Origin of the sequence: Streptomyces europaeiscabiei (assembly GCF_036346855.1) — a bacterium.
Lineage (GTDB): Bacteria > Actinomycetota > Actinomycetes > Streptomycetales > Streptomycetaceae > Streptomyces > Streptomyces europaeiscabiei.
In genome coordinates, this window is sequence record NZ_CP107841.1 from 8,948,268 (window position 1) to 8,962,849 (window position 14,582).

A 14,582-nucleotide genomic window follows, 5' to 3' on the forward strand; every position below is an offset into this window, starting at 1 on the left:
GAGGACGGGGACGGTTCAGCCCCGATATCCCCGGAGTTTGCGGTACAGCGTGGCACGGGCGATGCCCAGGGACGCCGCCGTGCGGGCCTTGTTGCCCCCGTTGCGGCGGAGGGCCTCCAGGATGGCGGAGCGTTCGGCGTGCTCCATGGGGCTGAGGCGCCGCGCCGCGGGACCCTCGCGGACGGCGTCCGGCAGCTCGGCGCGTCGCACGGGCCCGGACGCACGCCGCTGTTCGGCCAACGCCCGTACGACGTGGACGAGTTCGGTGACATTGCCGGGCCACGGATGCTGCTCCAGTGCGCGCAGGGCGTCCAGTGTCCAGGTGAGCGGGGGCTGTCCGGGGGCCGGCTTCGGAGCGAGGGCGGTCAGCAACTCCCTTATGTCCTCCGGCCGTTCACGCAGCGCGGGGAGGGTGACCGAACGGGCGGCCAGGGTGTCCAGGAGCCGCTGGAGGCAGGGGCCCGGTGGTGGTCCGGGAGTGTAGGTGACCAGCAGGGGCACGCCCGGGTGCGTTTCGAGGAGGGAGTTGAGCGTCGCGGTGTCGGGTTGCGCGAGCCGCTCGACATGGCGGATGAGGAGGGCGTGGCCTTCCGCCAACTCGTCGATCAGGAGGCCGGGTTCGGCCTCCGCCGCGTCGACGACCAGCAGCTCCGGGGCCAGTTCGTGTGCGAGCGCGGTCTTTCCGGTGCCGCGTTCGCCGACAAGCAGCAGTGGTTCGGGCGACCGGGCCAGCTCCGTCGCGCGGCCCACCGCGTGCCGCCACGGCACCGAGTGCCCGGCGAGCGCCACGAGACCTCGCCCGAGCGGCACGGCGGCGTCTGCTCCCAGCGGCTCCAGCACGGCCACCGCGCCGATGACCGACCCCCGGTGCACCACCGGGACGACCGTCGCGGAACACCGCACACCGTCCGGGAGCCGCATACGATACGAGTCTGTGGTCACGCCGGTCACGCCAGCCACGCCGGTCATGCCAGCCACGCCGGTCACGCCAGTCACGGCCGCTGCTTCGGGATCGGGAGCGGTCGTCTCCGAGGGGGCTGCGGGCGAGGCTTCGGGCTCGGGTCCGGACGTTTCCGAGAGGGCTTCGGGCACCGCTGTGAGCGCCGCTTCGGGCTCCGTCGTACCCGGGAAGCCCACACCCTCGGACCTTTCCCCGCCGTTCGCGTCCCGCAGCAGCGCGGCCACGCCTCGTTCCAGCGCCTCCAACCCCTCGGGTGACAGCAAGCGCCCCGCGGCCTCGCTCACGAGACGGTTGCGGCCGTCGAGGGCGACGACCGCCTGCCCCTGCTCCCGAGCCGCCCGCAGGTACGCGTCCAACAGGACCCGCTCGGCCGGCTGCGACCGGGCCAGGAGTGCCGCCTCGACGGCACCCGCCGCGGCCTCGGCGAGGGAGGCCCACGGATGCGGAGCGCACTCGGCGCAGAGCCCCGAGGTGACCGTCACCGTGCCCACGGTCCGCCCGGTCTCCGGCGCGAGCACGGGCACGCTGACCGCGGACACGTCCTGCCACAGATCGAGGAAGTGTTCCGGGCCGTGCACCTCGGCGCGGCGCCGGGTGCGCAGCGCGAGCGCCGCGCTGTTGTTGCCGACCACCTGTTCGGAGAGATCCTCGCAACAGGGATCGCCGGGCGCGCACCCGGTCGCCCACAGCACCCGCAGTCGTTCGTCGGTCAGCAGGAGCGCGGTCCGTCCGGTACCCACGGCGGGGGCGAGCCGTTCGAGCACCGGCCGGGCCGCGGCCAGCAGGGCGGACTCGTCCGGTCGTACGGTATGGCGTGGCGTGTCGGCGGCCTTGCCGGGCGCGTCGGGCGCGGAGTCCGGCACGTCGTGTCGCAGGCCGAAGAACCGGGCACGCCTCCAGGCGGCGACGATCTCCTCCGGTACACCGTCCGGCAGTTCGCGCCCTTCGAGGAACAACTCACGGGCCCTGCGCAGCGACGCCAGGGCAGGGTGGACGGGGAGGTGTTCCGCGGTGGTCACGACACCACTCACCGTACCCGGCGAGGTTGAAGGCGCAACAACCACCCCGGAGCCCGGTGGGCGGGCGGGCGGTGAGCCCGTCCCCCCGTCCACTTGAACGGACGCGGCCCCGGCCCCGTACGACTCCCGTCCGGCAAACCGTACGCACTGTCTCTTATTGAGACACCCACGCTCCCGCGCCGCCCTCCATGATCTTGAACGGTCGGTGCCTGTCCTCATTCCCTGGAGCGTCTCCCGTGCACACCGTCGAGCCGGATGTCGTGACCGACGTACTGATCGTGGGCAGTGGCCCCGCGGGCGCCTCCGCCGCGCTCGCCCTGAGTACGTACGGCGTCCCGAACATCGTGGTCACCCGTTACGCGCGTCTCGCCGACACGCCCCGGGCACACATCACCAACCAGCGCACCATGGAGGTGCTGCGCGACCTCGGCGTCGAGGACGAGGTCGTCGCGAAGGCCACGCCGCAGCGGCTGATGGGCGACACGACCTTCTGCACCAGCCTCGCGGGGGAGGAGCTGGGCCGGGTCCGCTCGTGGGGCAACGACCCGCTCGTCCAGGCCGCGCACGAACTGGCCAGCCCCACCCGGATGTGCGACATGCCGCAGCACCTCATGGAACCCGTGCTCGTCGACGCGGCCGTGGCACGCGGCACCAACCTGCGCTTCAGCACGGTCTACAAGTCCTTCGTCCAGGACGACCACGGCGTCACCGTCACCGTCGAGGACCGGCTGCGCGGCGACGAGTACACCATCCGCGCCAAGTACCTCATCGGCGCCGACGGCGGCCGCTCACAGGTCGCCGAGGACATCGGGCTGCCGATGGGCGGCCAGATGGGCGTGGCCGGCAGCATCAACATCGTCTTCGACATGGACCTGGCGAAGTACACCGCGCACCGCCCGTCAACCCTCTACTGGGTGCTGGCCCCCGGCGCCACCGTCGGCGGCATCGGGGCGGGCCTGGTCCGGTGCGTGCGGCCCTGGAACGAGTGGATGATCGTCTGGGGGTACGACGTCACCGCGGGCGCCCCCGACCTGACCACCGAGTACGCCGAGTCGATCGTCCGCAGGCTGGTCGGCGACGACGAGATCCCGGTGACCGTCAAGTCGTCCTCGGCCTGGACCGTCAACGAGATGTACGCGCAGACCTACTCCAACGGGCGGGTCTTCTGCGCCGGCGACGCCACGCACCGCCACCCGCCGTCCAACGGCCTCGGCTCCAACACCTCCATCCAGGACGCCTACAACCTGGCCTGGAAGCTCAAGCTCGTCCTCGACGGCACCGCGTCCCCCGAGCTGCTCGACACCTACACCGCCGAACGCGCCCCGATCGGCAGGCAGATCGTCACCCGTGCCAACAAGTCCATCGGCGAGACCGCCCCCGTCTTCGAGGCACTCGACGGGCTCTCCCCGCAGAGCCCCGAACAGCTGTGGGCCAACATCGCCGCCCGCAAGGACGACACCGAGGCGGCCGAGAAACAGCGGGCGAAGCTCCGCGAGGCGATCGCGTTCAAGGTGTACGAGTTCAACGCGCACGGCGTCGACCTCAACCAGCGGTACTCCGCCGAAAGCTCTTCGGCGATCGTCCCCGACGGTACGGCGGACCCCGGTTTCGACCGCGACCCCGAGCTGTACCACCAGCCGACCTCCCGCCCCGGCGCCAAACTTCCGCACGCCTGGATCACCTCCGGCACCCGCACCCTGTCCACGCTCGACACAGTCGGCCGGGGCCGCTTCACCCTGCTCACCGGCATCGGCGGCGCCGACTGGATCAAGGCCGCCGCCGCCCAGGACCTGGAGATCGCCACCGTCGTCATCGGCCCCGGCCAGGAGTACGAGGACCCGTACGGCGACTGGGCACGGCTCCGAGAGGTGGCCGACGGGGGAGCCCTCCTCGTACGGCCGGACGGGTACGTCGCCTTCCGCCACGTGACGGCGGCCGCGACCCCGGACGACGCCGAGCGGTCGCTGACGGACGCGGTCCGGCGGATTCTCGGGCGTGCCTGAACCGGAGGCCCCCGGGGCAGGCGCCGTGTGCGGGGAAACATCTGCCGTCTCAGCCGTGGCGAAGCCGCGTGAACAGTCGTAGGAGTGGGGCATGAGCACCGAATTCACCACCCGGATCACCGAGGCTGTCGTCGACAGCCTCGACGGCACGGCCGACCCGCGCCTGCGCGAGCTGCTCGCCGCCCTCACCCGCCACCTCCACGCCTTCGTGCGCGAGGCCGAGCCGACGACGGCGGAGTGGGAGCAGGCGATCGCCTTCCTCACGGCGACCGGGCGGGCCTGCACGGACACCCGGCAGGAGTTCGTTCTCCTGTCGGACGTCCTCGGTGTCTCGATGCTGGTCGAGACGATCAACAGCGACGGGCGTGACGGGCGCGATGAGAGGTACGAGAAGGGCGAGAGCACCGAGGGGGACGAGAGCGATGGGCTCGGCGGCGTGACGGAGTCGACGGTCCTCGGCCCGTTCCACATGACCGAGTCCCCGGCCCGGGAACTCGGCGCGGACATCGACCTGGTCGGCGGCGGCGAGCCGTGCGTGATCAGCGGACGCGTGCTGTCCAAGGACGGCACTCCGCTGCCCGGCGCGGTCCTCGACGTGTGGCAGGCGAACCCCGAGGGCTACTACGACGTCCAGCAGCCCGACCTCCAACCGCCGGGCAACGGCCGCGGACTGTTCACGGCGGACGCCGAGGGCCGCTTCTGGTTCCGCACCTGCGTGCCGAGCCCGTACCCCATCCCCACGGACGGCCCTGTCGGTGACCTCCTCCGGGCGACGGCACGGCACCCCTACCGCCCGGCTCACATCCACTTCATCGTCTCGGCCGAGGGGCACACCCCGGTCACCACCCACATCTTCGTGGCCGGCAGTGACCACCTCGACTCGGACGCGGTCTTCGCGGTCAAGGAGAGCCTCGTCCAGGACTTCACGGAGACCGACGACCCGTCCCAGGCCCGGCGGTTCGGCATCCGGAACCCGTTCCGCCACGCCCACTTCGACCTCGTACTCGACGCGCCGGACACCGCGGGCGCGCGCGACTCGGAGCGTGCGTAGTGGAGTTCGTGTACGAGGCTCAGCCCATGCGGGTCGTCATGCGCCCCGGGGCGTCGGCGACGGCGGTGGCGGAGGAGGCCGAACGGCTGGGGCTGCGGCGGCTGTTGGTGGTGTGCGGACCGAGGGGTGCCGAGACAGCTCGGGTTGTCGCGGACTCACTCGGTGGCGCATGCGCAGGACTGTTCGCACAGGCCCGCCAGCATGTACTGGCGGAGGTGGCCGAACGAGCGGTCCGGGCGGCGCGGGCCGCGGACGCGGACGGATGCGTGGCGGTCGGCGGCGGCTCGGCGATCGGACTGGGCAAGGTGATCGCGCTCCGCACCGAACTGCCGTTGATCGCCGTGCCGTCGACCTACTCCGGCTCCGAGATGACCCCGGTCTGGGGCGTGACCGAACACGGCGCCAAGCGCACCGGCCGCGCCCCGTCGGTCCTGCCCCGCAGCGTTGTCTACGACCCCGAACTCACCCTCTCTCTCCCCGTGCTCCTCTCCGTGACGAGCGGAATCAACGCGGTCGCCCACGCCGCCGAAGCCCTGTACGCGCCGGACGCCTCGCCGCTGGTGTCGCTGACGGCGGAGGAGGGCGCCCGTGCCATGGTGGGCGCACTCCCCGCAGTGGCGGCCGACCCCGGGGACCTGGAAGCACGAGGCCGAGCGCTCTACGGCGCATGGCTCTGCGGGGCCGCGCTCGGCGCGACCACCATGGGCCTGCACCACAAGCTGTGCCACGTCCTCGGCGGCACCTTCGGCCTTCCGCACGCCGAAACGCACACGGTCGTCCTTCCGTACGCCCTCGCCTTCAACGCCCCCGCCGCACCCGACGCCATGACGGCCCTCGGCCGAGCCCTGACGGCAGAGAACGCCCCACAGGCTCTGTGGGACCTGTCGGGCGGCCTCGGCGCGCCCCGCTCCCTGGCCGAACTGGGCCTCGGTGAAGCGGACTTGACCAGGGCAGCGGCCGAGGTGACGGGGCAGGCGTACCCCAACCCGAGAAAGCTCACGGTGACGGACGCCCTGCAGGTCCTGAGGGCGGCATACGAGGGCGACCGGCCTCCGGTGTGGCCCTGACCGAGGGCCCGACGCGTACCGAAGGACGCGTACCGAACGGCGCGTACCGAACGGCGCGTACCGATTGACCCGCACCGACTGACCCGCACCGACTGACGAGAAACCGAAAGGTGAACACCATGCCCCTCGGACTGCTCCGGCGGCGATTCAGGAATGCCCCCGGAGGCGCCGCGGGCGCCACGTTCCCCGTCCCGGACGGCGCGGGCGTCGTCCTGCGCGAGGTGCTGGACCCCGTGAACCAACCCATGGGCGCGGCCGAGGTGACGGTGACGGAGCTGCGCAGCCACCGCGTCGCCGCGCGCGGTGCCACGGACCCGTACGGCTTCTTCATGGCCGTACTGCCGCCGGGCACCTACAGCGTGCTGATCATGGCCGAGGGGCTGGAGCCGCACCGCGAGACGGTCGAGATCGTCGCGGACGCCGGTGTCTCCCGGGAGCGGGTGTGGCTCCAGTCGGCAAGGGCGCTCGAACTCCCGGCCCCCGGCACCTGGCTCTTCGACCCACCGCACACCGCGATCCGCTTCATCGCCAAGCATGTCGGGATGGCCCATGTGCACGGCCGCTTCGAACGCTTCGAGGGCGGCCTCGCGGTCGCCCAGGACATGACCCGGTCCCGCGTCCACGTGCGCATCGACGCGTCCAGCATCACCACGGGCAACAACACCCGTGACACGCACCTTCGTTCGGCCGACTTCCTCGACGTCGAACGCTTCCCGTACATCGACTTCACCAGCACCCGTTTCGCCTACCGCGGCGGCAGCAAGTGGACCCTCCAGGGCAGCCTCACCATGCACGGCGTCAGCCGCTCCGTGGCCCTGGACACCACCTACCTCGGCACCGTCAACGGCGGCTACGGCGAGGAACTCCGCTGCGCCGCCCTCGCCAAGTCCGAACTCCACCGCGAGGACTACACCCTCAACTGGCGCTCCATGCTCGCCCGTGGCATCGCGGTCGTCGGCCCCACCATCCAGCTGGAACTGGACGTCCAGGCGATGTACCGCACCCACGACACGCCCACGCCGCCGGAGTAGAGGGAAAAGTCCGCGCGATATCCGCTCAATCCCTGTTCAAATCCGGTCGACCATTTCTGGTCATCGACAGTCGAGAACTCGGCGGTCATGTACGCCAATTCGGCCACGGTGGCAAGGAATGGCCGAGGATGCACCTTGATGCTCCGGATGTATGCATGGGGCAACTGACCCCAACTGTCTTGTGGACGCGCGAAGAGCACTGACAGAGCATGGACAGGGAATACATCCGAGCGGGGCAGCTTCTCCGCGCCCATCGGCTCTCAGGGAGGCAGCTAGGCATGGACGCGCCTCGGAACAGCCACATCAGTACAGAGCTGGTCGACATCCGTGAAGTGTCGCCGGCTCTGCTGGAGGCGGAGGCCGGCAAGGACACTGCGTTCGGCCAGGCCGTACGTCGCCACCTCCAGGAGCGGGACGACTCGTCGAGGACGACCGACGTCGTGTTCGAAAGTGCGCTGTGATGACGGCGGATCCGGAACCGGAGGGCCTGCCCACAGTTCCTTTCCGGCAGTTCCTGCTGAAAATACACAGTTTATGCAACTTGTCATGCGATTACTGCTACATGTACTTCGCAGCCGACCAGAGCTGGCGCAGACGGCCGGGAGTGATGGCCCTCGACACGGTGCGCCAGGCAATGGACCGGATCGCCGAACACGCCCGTGAACACGGGCTTTCCACGGTGCGCATCATCCTCCACGGAGGAGAGCCCCTGCTGGTGGGCAAGCGGCATCTGGCCGAACTGCTCGCCATCGTCGCCGAGCGTCTCACCCCTGTCGTGGAGGTGCGCTGCTCGATGCAGTCGAACGGCGTCCTTCTCGACCACGAGTTCCTCGCGCTGCTGCGTCACCATCGTGTCGGCGTGGCGGTCAGCGTGGACGGCACGCCCGAGGCACACGACAGACACCGGCGGTTCGCGAACGGCCGCGCCAGCCACGCGCGGGTGGCCGCGGCCCTGCGTCTGCTCGACGAACCGCGCCATCGGGACCTGTTCGTGGGCTTGTTGTGCACCGTCGATCTCGACAGTGACCCCGTCGCCAGCTACGAGGCGCTCCTCGAATTCGCTCCGCCGCGTGTCGACTTCACCCTTCGGCACGCGGACTGGGGGCACCCGCCGCCCGGTCTCGGACACCGGAGGGTTCCCCCGTCACGACCGCCGGGCGTCGTGCCGGACGGCGAGCCGATCCCGTACGCGCGATGGCTCATCGCCGCGTTCGACCGGTGGTTCGACGCACCGCGCAAGGAGACAAGGGTGCGGATGTTCGAGGAGGTCATCTCGGGAGTGCTCGGTGGTGCCGTGAACACTGAGGTGTTCGGACTCGCGCCGGTGGACCTCGTGGTCGTGGAGGCCGACGGGGCCCTGGAACACTCCGACTCGCTCAAGATCGTCGGGGAAGGAGTTCCCGAGACGGGCCTCGATGTCTTCCGGCACGCCTTCTCGGAGGTGCTGGCGACCGGGACCATGAGGCGCAGGCAGGCGGGGCTTCTCGGTCTCGGCCGGGTCTGCCGGGGCTGTTCCCTGGTCCAGGTCTGCGGTGGCGGCCTCTACACGCACCGGCACCACGAAACGACCGGATTCGAGACCCCGTCCGTCTACTGCCACGATCTGGCGGCCTTCATCGGTCACGTCCGCTCCCGGGTCCACGCCGCGATGGCACAGCTCGCCGCGAGCGCACCGCAAGCCGGCCCGGAACGCCCGTCAGCCCTCTCCTGAGCCGGAGTGCGACTCGGGGCGCACGGGTGACACCCGCGCGGTTCCCGCGTACGGGCGCACCTGGAAAGGGAGTTGGACGCGGAGAACAGGGGAAGCATGCATTCGGGTCCTACCGGAACGGGGCCCGTCGGGCTGGACAGGGGTATCGTCTTCTGTCTCGGCACGACTCAACCGAAGGCTATGGCTGAGGGGTACCGGTTGGGGGGTGGGGAGGTGTGGGAGGCGACCGAACCGCGTGCACTGCCGTCGGCGTCGGCCACCTTCCGAGGCACGAGAATCCATCCACCCCACGACAGGGACCCCGCTAACGCGGCACGTCGGGGGCTCGTTGGAACCGTATTTCTTCCTGAGCTATGCGCGCAGGCGCGGACCCCGCGTCCTCGTCAAGCGATTTTACGACGATCTGTGCGCGGAATTACGCCAAGAACTGCGGCGATTACACAAGGGCAATCCCGTGCCCTTCGATCGCCCCTTCTTCGACGTCCAGTCCATTCAGGTGGGGCAGGACTGGAGCGCTGCCCTCGGCGAGGCACTGGGCCGCTGCCGCACCATGCTGGCCCTGTACACGCCCGACTACTTCAGAAGCGACTTCTGTGGTCGCGAATGGAAGGCGTTCGAGGACAGACAACGCAGCCACAGAACAGTGACAGGAGTGGACGCGAAGGCTCTCATTCCCGTTCTGTGGGAGCCGGTACGAAACATTCCGTCGGGCGCGGCCCACATCCAGTACGACAACTTCGATTTCGGCGAGAACTACGCGCGGTGGGGCCTGCGCCGCATCCTGGTCGCGGACCCGGGCGGCCAGGAGTACCGCCGCATAGTCAACCTCATCGCGCACCAGATCCTCGTCGCCGCCGAGCACTTCCGCATACTGCCCGTCAACGGCCTGGACCTCACCGCGCCGGAGGCCGCCGGCCCGTTCCCGTCTGCCGCGGAACGCGCGGAGCCGGGAAGCCACGCCCTGCTGTTCGTAGCCGCCCGGACCTCGACGGACGCCCACAGGGGGGCGGCGGAACCAGGCTGCCACGGGGACACACCGACGGACTGGAACCCCTACCACGCCGACTGTCCGGAACCGCTGGCCGAGAGAGCGAGCCAGCTTCTGGAGGAGCGTGGCTTCGAGGTACGGACCGAGGTCGTCTCGGACGTGCTGGGCGCCAGCCTGGACGAGGCGCGCGGGCGGGGACAGGTCGCGGTCCTCCTGGTGGAGGCGATGGCCGCTGCGGACGAACCCTTCGGAAGGGCTCTGCGCGCCTACGACCGGAGCAACCATCCGGGCAGCGCGGCCATCGTTCCGTGCGGCCCGGACGACGCAGGTGACGGAGCCCGGAGCAAGGCGTACTGGGAGGCGGTCCGGGGGGCTCTCCCGTTCAACTGGGCGAAAGGAGTGGGGGATCCCCTGCCGCTGCTCCAATCGGGGATCAGCTCGGACCAGTTCGACGGGGCGCTCCATGCCGTCGTGGTGAAGGTGCAGAACCATCTCCTCTCGTTCCTGGGCACGCTCAGGACCAGTGTCCTGGAGAAGTCGCAGAGCCCACCCCCTTCGCTCCCCGTCCTGAGTGTGGCACCGCCGCCCGACCGGCCGAGGCCCGGACCTCCACCGACACCTGCCCGCCCCTTCTCCGAACCGATTCCCATCGAAGAGCAGGAGCAGGACAGATGACCCATGACGACCGCGGCCGGGGCACCATCATCACCTTCTACTCCTTCAAGGGCGGCACGGGGCGCACCATGGCGCTGGTCAACACCGCCTGGATCCTCGCGAGCAACGGTCTGCGGGTACTCGTCGTGGACTGGGACCTCGAAGCGCCCGGACTGCACACGTATCTCCAGCCCCTGCTCGCCGACCCCGAACTCACCGAGAGCGCCGGCATCATAGAGATGGTCAGCGCGTTCACCCTCCGCGAGACACAGGTGAACTCCGGAGCGGAGAACGGGCGCACGCCCGTGCCCCCGCTGAACGGCGGTGGACTGCCCGAGGCCCCCGACTACCGCGAGCATGCCCGCGTCGACCGATACGTCGTCGGCACGGAACTTCGGCTGCCACCGGGCGGAAAACTGGACCTCCTGCCCGCCGGTGTGCAGGACGCCTCGGGCTATGCGGCCGCCGTCAACAGCTTCGACTGGAGCACGTTCTTCCTCACGGGCGGTTCCGAATTCCTCAAGGCACTGCGTGACGACATGGCCGCGCGCTACGACTACGTCCTGATCGACAGCCGGACCGGCCTCAGCGACACCGCGAGCATCTGTACGGTCGTCATGCCGGACATCGTCGTGGACTGCTTCACACTCAGCCGGCAGGGGATCAACGGCGCGGCCCGCGTGGCGGCCGCGATCCGCCGCAACGTCGAGAACCGGCTCAACACGGGAAACTTCCACGACCACCGCGACATCCGTATCATGCCCGTCCCCATGCGCGTCGAGGACGCCGGACCCGACCGCCTGGAGGCGGGCCGGTACCAGGCTCGCAGCCTGTTCGCACCGTTCCTGGACTGGGTTCCGCCCGAGGAGCAGGAGCACTACTGGAGCAGTGTCGAGATCCCGTACAAGGCCAGCTACGCGTATGAGGAGATTCCCGCGACCGTGGGGGAGCGGCGACAGGACGGCGCTCTGCTCGCCGCCTTCGAACGGCTCACCGCCCGGCTCACCGACCATCGGGTCTCCCGTCTCAGCAACATGCCGGAGGCCTACCGGCTGACGCTGCACGCGGAGTACAAGCGCACCTCCCCGATGATTCGCAAGACGTTCTACGTCAGTTACGCCGCGACCGACCGGCTGTGGGCCGACTGGATCGTCACGGTGCTGCGGGCGGTCGGCTACGAGGCGACGCTGGCCCCGATCGAGTCGGACGACCTGACCGTCACCTCCGCGACCCCGACGGCGCTGGAGCACACGTTGGCCGGTGAGGGCCGCATGCTGGTCCTCCTCTCCCCGCGTTACGTCGCGTTGCCGCCCGCACGGGAGATCTGGCACCAGACCAGCCGCAGGGACCCGGCCGGACAGATAGGCCTGGTCGTCCCCCTCCGGGTCGACGACTCCCCGCCCTCGTCGGAGTTCGCGTCCCCTCCGGCGGTCAGCCTCGCCGGTGTCTCCGCGGAGGAGGCCGTGGCGCGACTGCTGACGGCCGTCGACCGTGGCGGCTCGGCGGAGCCGGGGTCCCGTTCGGGAGCTGCGGGCCTGGCCGCCGCGGCCCGGATCCCGGGGACGCCGCCGCAGGTCATAGGCGGTCGACCACAGCGCAATGTCGTCTTCACGGGCCGCCGGACGACCATCGAACGTCTGCGTGACAGTCTGCTCGCAGGCACCACCGCCGTCCTGCCGCAGGCGCTGTTCGGGCTCGGTGGTGTGGGCAAGACCCAGGTCGCTCTCGAGTACTCGTACCGGTTCGAGTCGGACTACGACCTGATCTGGTGGATCAAGGCTGCGGATCGCACTCAGATCCGGCAGGACCTGAACACGCTGGCCGGGCACCTCGGTATACCCGTCGGCGGCAAGGACCTGACAGCGGTGTGCAACGAGGTGCTGGAGAAGCTGCGCCTCGGGACGCCGTACTCTCGTTGGCTCCTGGTCTACGACAACGCCGAGAAGCCGGCCGACCTCGACAATCTGATTCCGGCCAGCGGACCGGGCAAGCACATCCTCATCACGTCGCGGGACCCGGCGTGGGCGGAGCGCGCCGCACGCGTCGAGGTGAACCTCTTCACCCGTGCGGAGAGCGTCGCGCTGCTGCGGCGTTACAACGAGGAACTGCAGCCCGCGGAAGCCGCCCGGGTGGCCGAGGAACTCGGGGACTTCCCCCTGGCGGTGAGCCTCGCCGCCGCCTCACTGCTGGAGTCGGCGACGCCGGTGGACGCCTACGTGGACATGCTGCGGACGAAGATGTCGGACTTCCTGGGGAGCCGGTCCGCCCCCGACTATCCGACGTCGGCAGCAGCGACCTGGTCACTCGAACGGCTGAAGACACGCACGCCCGCCGCAGCCGTTCTGCTCGAACTGTGCGCGTTTTTCGGGCCGGACCCCATTCCCCGGGAGCTGTTCAGCAGCCGCCCCGCACTCGAACTGCTCGAACGCCATGACCGGAGCCTCTCCGATCCGCTGCTCATGAGCCGACTCTACGGCGACATCGTTCGGAATGGGCTCGCACAGGCCGACCAGCGGACGGACACTTTGACCATGCATCGCTTGATCCAACATGTGCTCCGGGACCAGCTCACCGGCGAACAGCAGGACGTCATGAGGGGGCAGGCCCAAGCCGTACTCGGCCAGGCCAATCCGAAGGACCCCGACGAGTCCGAGAACTGGAAGAGTTACGCCGCCCTGCTCCCTCACCTGTGGCCCACCAGGGCCGAGGAGAGCGACAACCTCGAGGTACGGCAGTGGATCTGTGACACTGTCCGCTACCTGTGGCGCAGTGGCGACGCCGACACGGCCACCAGGACGGCTGAGCGGGTGCTCGAGAGCTGGCTGCCACGCTTCGGCGACGACGAGGCACTCGTGCTGCGTCTGCGCACCGAACTCGGTAACGCACTGCGCGATCAGGGCCGCCTGGCCGAGGCGTACGAGGTGACGCGCGACGTGTACGAGCGGGGCAGCCGGATACTGGGCGAGGAACACCCCTACACCCTCGGCGCGGCCATGAGTCTCGGCTCCGACCTGCGCAGTGTCGGCCGGTATGCGGACGCGATGGAGAGCGACAGGGAGACGCTGCGGCGCACCCGGAGGGTCTTCGGCGAGAACCACCCACGCGCCCTCGCGGCGGCCAACAACCTGGCCGTGTCGGAGTTCCTCTCGGGCAACCGCCGGGCCGCCCGTGATACCAACCGGGACATCCTCACGCAGCGCCGGGAGATCTCCGGCCCCGACCAGCGCGCCACCCTCAACTCCGCCACGAACTACGCGCGCGACCTACGGGCCGCCGGCGCCTTCCGGGAGGCGCTGAAGCTCATCGAGGACACGCTGAAGCGCAGTCGGAGCGCGCTGGGCCCCGACCACCTGATCACCTTCCGCGCATCTCTCGGAGCGGCGATCCTCTACCGTCGGCTGGGCCGGTACGAGGACGCGTACAAGCTGACGGACGAGATCTACGAACGGGCGCTGAAACAACTGGGCCCCGAGCACCCCGACACACTGGCCATCGCGACCAACCTCTGCTCGGACCTGTACGACCGAGGGGAGTCCGTGCAGGGCCGCGAACTCGCCAAGGAGACCCTGGACAGTTACGAGGGAAGGTTCGGCCCGGACCATGTCTTCACCCTCGCCTGTGGTGCCAACCTCGCCGTACTGCTCCGGCTGACCGGGGAGCCGGAGGCGGCGCTGGAGCTGTCGATCCGTACCGTCGACCGCTTCCGCCGACTCCTCGGGCCGCGCCACCCGTACACCCTCACCTGCATGCTGAACCATGCGACGGACCTGTCCGAGAACGGCGACCACGCGGGGGCCGTCCAGGTGGGCCGCGAAGCGCACAAGGGGCTCACCGAGGTGCTCGGCCCGGAGCACTACCTCGCCATCGCCGGTGCCTCGAACCTCGCGGCCGAACTGCGCCGCGACGACTCGGAGGAGGCCGAGCGGCTGCAGGAGGAGGCCGGGCGACTCCATGGCGAAGCGGAGCGCCGCGCCGTCGACAGTGCCGAACTCGGCGGGGACCACCCGATGACCCGGGCGGTCACGCGCTGGCATCCCATCGACGCGGACATCGAGCCACCGGTCACGTGACGCCCGCCGAGTGAACGCGATACGTCA

At 70.0% G+C, this 14,582-nt stretch carries 9 protein-coding genes; 8 read left to right on the forward strand and 1 reads right to left on the reverse strand.

Annotation, left to right across the window (positions count from 1 at the left end; genetic code table 11):
- Nucleotides 1-15: 15 nt before the first annotated feature.
- Nucleotides 16-1,980: a helix-turn-helix domain-containing protein gene (locus OG858_RS38925; protein WP_328543975.1), complete on the reverse strand. Its 1,965-nt coding sequence runs from the start codon at nucleotides 1,978-1,980 to the stop codon at nucleotides 16-18.
- Between the two features lie 236 nt (nucleotides 1,981-2,216).
- Between OG858_RS38925 and OG858_RS38930 the strand changes: the two genes are divergently transcribed.
- The 8 genes from OG858_RS38930 (at nucleotide 2,217) to fxsT (ending at nucleotide 14,555) form a co-directional block, all read left to right on the forward strand.
- On the forward strand, nucleotides 2,217-3,983 hold the full coding sequence (locus OG858_RS38930; protein ID WP_086746952.1) for an FAD-dependent oxidoreductase: 1,767 nt from the start codon (nucleotides 2,217-2,219) through the stop codon (nucleotides 3,981-3,983).
- A 91-nt stretch (nucleotides 3,984-4,074) separates the two neighbouring features.
- A complete protein-coding gene (locus OG858_RS38935) occupies nucleotides 4,075-5,034 on the forward strand; it encodes a dioxygenase family protein (protein WP_086746953.1) in 960 nt (319 codons plus the stop codon).
- A 26-nt stretch (nucleotides 5,035-5,060) separates the two neighbouring features.
- Nucleotides 5,061-6,101 (forward strand): maleylacetate reductase, encoded by a 1,041-nt coding sequence (locus OG858_RS38940; RefSeq protein ID WP_328545273.1) that lies wholly within the window; start codon nucleotides 5,061-5,063, stop codon nucleotides 6,099-6,101.
- 119 nt (nucleotides 6,102-6,220) lie between these two features.
- Entirely contained in the window at nucleotides 6,221-7,132 is a 912-nt protein-coding gene (locus tag OG858_RS38945) for a YceI family protein (protein WP_086746957.1), read from the forward strand.
- A gap of 278 nt (nucleotides 7,133-7,410) precedes the next feature.
- A complete protein-coding gene (fxsA, locus tag OG858_RS38950) occupies nucleotides 7,411-7,593 on the forward strand; it encodes an FxSxx-COOH cyclophane-containing RiPP peptide (protein WP_060905937.1) in 183 nt (60 codons plus the stop codon).
- A gap of 101 nt (nucleotides 7,594-7,694) precedes the next feature.
- Nucleotides 7,695-8,843, forward strand: a complete 1,149-nt coding sequence (locus tag OG858_RS38955; RefSeq protein ID WP_373420779.1) for an FxsB family cyclophane-forming radical SAM/SPASM peptide maturase — start codon at nucleotides 7,695-7,697, stop codon at nucleotides 8,841-8,843.
- Between the two features lie 328 nt (nucleotides 8,844-9,171).
- Nucleotides 9,172-10,506: a TIR-like protein FxsC gene (locus OG858_RS38960; protein ID WP_086753015.1), complete on the forward strand. Its 1,335-nt coding sequence runs from the start codon at nucleotides 9,172-9,174 to the stop codon at nucleotides 10,504-10,506.
- Nucleotides 10,503-14,555, forward strand: coding sequence for an FxSxx-COOH system tetratricopeptide repeat protein (gene fxsT, locus OG858_RS38965; RefSeq protein WP_327745386.1), 4,053 nt, complete (start codon nucleotides 10,503-10,505; stop codon nucleotides 14,553-14,555). The genes OG858_RS38960 and fxsT overlap by 4 nt, the downstream gene beginning before the upstream one ends.
- The last annotated feature ends 27 nt before the right edge of the window (nucleotides 14,556-14,582 follow it).